This window comes from Ramlibacter sp., from assembly GCF_013697775.1.
Taxonomy (GTDB): domain Bacteria; phylum Pseudomonadota; class Gammaproteobacteria; order Burkholderiales; family Burkholderiaceae_C; genus Ramlibacter.
The window spans coordinates 1-3,801 of the sequence record NZ_JACCWG010000105.1 but is presented as its reverse complement, the minus strand read 5'-3'; the positions used below and the strand labels follow the sequence as shown (position 1 = coordinate 3,801).

General features: G+C 64.9%; 5 protein-coding genes and 1 pseudogene. 3 read left to right on the top strand and 3 right to left on the bottom strand.

The window, feature by feature from the left end:
* Positions 1–520: pseudogene (locus tag H0U68_RS05535) on the bottom strand (AraC family transcriptional regulator); the annotation flags it as partial.
* Between the two features lie 103 nt (positions 521–623).
* Between H0U68_RS05535 and H0U68_RS05530 the strand changes: the two are divergent.
* Genes H0U68_RS05530 through H0U68_RS05520 form a run of 3 tightly spaced genes read left to right on the top strand, consistent with a single transcriptional unit; the run spans position 624 to position 2,745 of the window.
* Positions 624–1,520, top strand: coding sequence for an EamA family transporter (locus H0U68_RS05530; RefSeq protein ID WP_296353474.1), 897 nt, complete (start codon positions 624–626; stop codon positions 1,518–1,520).
* 56 nt (positions 1,521–1,576) lie between these two features.
* Positions 1,577–2,083 carry a helix-turn-helix domain-containing protein gene (locus H0U68_RS05525; protein ID WP_296353472.1) on the top strand — a complete coding sequence of 169 codons (507 nt, stop codon included), beginning with the start codon at positions 1,577–1,579 and terminating at the stop codon, positions 2,081–2,083.
* Positions 2,080–2,745: a nucleotidyl transferase AbiEii/AbiGii toxin family protein gene (locus H0U68_RS05520; protein WP_296353470.1), complete on the top strand. Its 666-nt coding sequence runs from the start codon at positions 2,080–2,082 to the stop codon at positions 2,743–2,745. The genes H0U68_RS05525 and H0U68_RS05520 overlap by 4 nt, the downstream gene beginning before the upstream one ends.
* A 48-nt stretch (positions 2,746–2,793) precedes the next feature.
* Here H0U68_RS05520 and H0U68_RS05515 read toward each other — a convergent pair whose 3' ends face one another.
* Positions 2,794–3,114: a hypothetical protein gene (locus H0U68_RS05515; protein WP_296353467.1), complete on the bottom strand. Its 321-nt coding sequence runs from the start codon at positions 3,112–3,114 to the stop codon at positions 2,794–2,796.
* Complete coding sequence (locus H0U68_RS05510; RefSeq protein ID WP_296353464.1) at positions 3,114–3,563, bottom strand: hypothetical protein; 450 nt, start codon at positions 3,561–3,563, stop codon at positions 3,114–3,116. Before H0U68_RS05510 ends, H0U68_RS05515 begins: the two co-directional genes overlap by 1 nt.
* Positions 3,564–3,801: the final 238 nt, after the last annotated feature.

Sequence of the window (3,801 nt, the reverse complement as noted above, 5' to 3'; positions counted from 1 at the left end):
GGCCGCAGTGTTCCAGCAGCAGGCGTGCCTGCATGCGCAGCACCAAATCCTGCACCAGCAGGTCGGCGCCCGGCGCATCCCAGTCCAGCGCCACGATGCGCTGCCACAGCGCATGCAGCACGGTGTCTTCGAAATAGATGCGGTCGCGCAGGGTGGCGGTGCGCGGATCGAGGTCGAACCAGGCCTCGGCCGCCTGCGCCAGCGGCAGCTTCGGCAGGTAGAGGTGCATCAGCTGCACCGAGCCGTGCACGTCCCACTCGCTGGTGTGGCCGGCGGGCAGGCTGCACATGCGGCCCGGCGCGCCGCGCGCATCGGGCGCCGCGCGGCAGCGGATCGCCTCGCCGCCGTGCAGGTAGAGCGACAGCGTGTGGTGGTTGGGCTGCCGGTAGAGGGTTTCGGTGTCGCCGTTCTTCCACTGCACGAGCCATGCGCCCTCGGGCGCGGCGGCGGCGCGCAGCGGCTGGGCGCCGGCGCGCAGCAGCTCGCCGTAGGCGTCGAATTGCGAAAGCGCGGGGTGCATGCGGCCGAGCATACGGGCGCCGAAAAGCCCCGGCGCGGGCCGGGGCAACAAATGCGCAAGTTTCTGCCACGGCCGCGCTGGCGCGCGCCGCACACTGGCCGCAATGACAACTGTCCTGCTGTACCTCGCCACCGTGCTGATCTGGGGCACGACCTGGATCGCCTTGAAGCTGCAGGTGGGCGTGGTGCCGATTCCCTGGTCGATTGCCTACCGCTTCTGGCTCTCGGCGGCAGTGCTTATGCTCTGGCTGGTTTTGCGGCGGCAGTGGCGGCTGCCGCCCGCGTCGCTGTGGCCGCTGCTGGTGGGGCAGGGGCTGGCTCTGTTCTGCCTGAACTTCGTGTGCTTCCTGAACGCCAGCCGCTGGATTGCCAGCGGGCTGGTGGCGGTGTGCTTTTCCACCGCGCCGCTGTGGAACGCCTTCAACGGCCGCATCTTCCAGGGCAAGCCGCTGTCGCGTGCCGTGCTGGCCGGCGGCACGCTGGGATTTGCCGGCCTGCTGCTGCTGTTCGGCACCGAGGTGCTGCGCGACATGGGCCGCAGCGAAACGCTGTGGGGGCTGGGCCTGGCACTGGCCGGCACGTTCTGCTTTTCCATCGGCAACCTGCTGTCGGGCGCGATGCAGGCGCGCGGCCAGCCACCGCTGCAAACGAACGCGTGGGCCATGCTGGTGGGCGCGAGCGTCATTGCGATATATGCGCTGGCCGCCGGCGCGCCGGTGCTGTTCGATCCCAGCTGGACCTACGTCGGCGCCAGCCTGTACCTGGCGATTCCGGGATCGGTGATCGGCTTCACCACCTACCTCACGCTAGTGGGAAGGCTGGGTGCGGACAAGGCGGCGTACTGCACCGTGCTGTTTCCCATCGTGGCGCTGAACGTGTCGGTGTGGCTGGAGGGGTACCACTGGACGGCGGGAGGGATCGCGGGGCTGGTGTTGGTGTTGGCGGGGAATGTGGTGGTGTTTTGGCCGAAGAAGCGGGTGGAGGTGGCGGCGCCGGTCTGATCAATGGTATGTTCAATATATTGCACAAGGCCATTCACAGCCGCTAGACTGTCCGAATGTCTGCCCTGCACGAAATTGCCTCCGCCGTTCGCATCCGCCGTGGCGAAATGGGCCTTTCGCAGCAGAAGCTCGCCGCCTTGAGCGGGTTGTCGCGAACCACTGTCAATCGGCTGGAGCAGGGCAGCATTGCCGACCTGAGCATCCAGCGCACCAGCCGCCTGCTGGACGTACTGGGCATTCATCTGCAGGTGGCTGACGGTGGGGTACGGCGGCAGAAGCCGGCCGCGACGATGACGGCGCTGGAGCGCGCGGCGCTCTCGGCCGGCATCAGCTTCAAGCGGCGCATCGGCGGCGCCCCATTGAGGCGTGTGCTGTCGGGCAAGGACGTGCCGGAAGCGTGGATCGCGCATGTGCGCGCGTTCCTGGAAGACGCCCCAGTGTCGCTGCTGGCCGATGTGGCCGCGCAGCTCGAACGTGAAGACGGCTTGGCGCGGACGACGACCTGGGCACGGATGCGCGAGTTGGCGACCTGGATGGGCAGCACCCGGGACATCTGGTCGTGAGCGCAGTGGACTTCGACCGGCCCGGCGCGTGGCGCGCGTTGTTCGAGAAGGCGCTTGGCCTGATGGACCACCTGGAAACGGTGACGCAGGCGCCGATGTGGACCTTCGGCGGCGGCACGGTCCTGATGCTGCGCCTGGGGCATCGCCTGAGCAAGGACATTGATCTGTTCGTTCCCGATCCGCAATACCTCGGCTATCTCACCCCACGCCTGAGCGATGCGGCGGAAGCGGTCACCGGCGACTATGTGGAGCAGGCCGAATTCATCAAGCTGTTCCTGCCAGAAGGTGAAATCGACATTGTGGTGGGAACGCCGCTGACGGATCAACCATTCGATATGGCCGATCTGGGCACGCGGCACATTCGCGTGGAGACCTGTGCGGAGATCATTGCAAAGAAGATGTGGTACCGCGGCGACCGCGGCAAGGCGCGCGACCTGTTCGATCTTTGCGCCGTTGCCGATGCGGAACCACAGGCCGTGCTGCTGGCGGCGCCGTTTCTTGCCCACCATGCGGCCGCCTTTCTCACTGCGCTGAAGCGTGGCGGGCGTTATGTGCAGGCGGAGTTCGAAGCGATCGATGCGTTGGGGTTCCGGCCAAGCTTTGCGGACTGCATCGGGCAGGCGCGCGAGATTCTCGGCCCGCTGACGTCGCGCCGTGCCTGAGAGAACCCGCCCGATGGACGTTCGTGTCGATCAACTTTTTATACCGCTTCATCGACGAAACGAAACGACGATTGAGGCGAGCGCCACGACCAAGCCGCCGACGCCAATCCAGTAACCGATCATCGCGCGTCGCGCGAGACCCTGTACTTCTTCGGCCAGCATCTTCATCACCTTCGCGTGCTCCTCCCTCGATCCCTCCAGCGCTTCAAGGCGTTGAGTCAAAGCGACAAGCTGAGACTTCGGATCGGATGCCGCTTCGGCCCCCGGCCTGGGCTTGCCGGATTGGCGCTTCATCAGATCTCGGGCCAACGCGGCCACCAGCGTCGCTCCCCTCAAGATTTCTTTCCAAGGCAAGGCCGATGTTGCCATCAAGACACTCCATTTCGATCATCAATGAGTTCCAGCAACTCGATTGCGCTCTTGGCGCGCGCGTCGTTTCCACTGGCGAGCTGCGCAATGTGGCGACGCATTGAATGGATGAATGCATTCAGTGATTCTTGGACTGGGGCACCGAGGAAGTTCTCGAACCCTTCTTCCGGAACAAACGATCCGCCAAGGTCAATCAGTGACTCCAATACAGCCCTCTGGGCCCAGGGCTTCCCGTTCACGAGAATCTGTTCGATCTCCGGCAGGACGCCCAACACGACCGGATAGAACGTTCCTGCCTGGTTGTCGCCCACCGCCCAGAGAAACGCATCGTAGGCCTCGTGGGCGCTTGATTCATTCTCCGCGTTGCGAAGCGCATCGAGTGCCGCCTCCACGCTGCCCGGATCGTTCGACTCCGGCTGGGGAAAGTGGGCGAGGTTGAGCGGTTTCATCGTTGCGCACTGGAGTTCGATGGGATCGATGCCTTCACAAGCAGAGAGCTAATGTAGTGCGCGCGAATTAGTTGAACTTTCGCTCAAGGGCATACTCCGATGGCCAAGGGGGTGTGATGCCATGCGGGTCGCCAAGTCGATTGAGCTGGATGGGCAGACGCAGCAGGAGCTTCGAGCGTTGTCTTTGGGCAAGCGCGTGGAGGTCCGTGTGCAACAACGCGCGCGCATCGTGATGTTG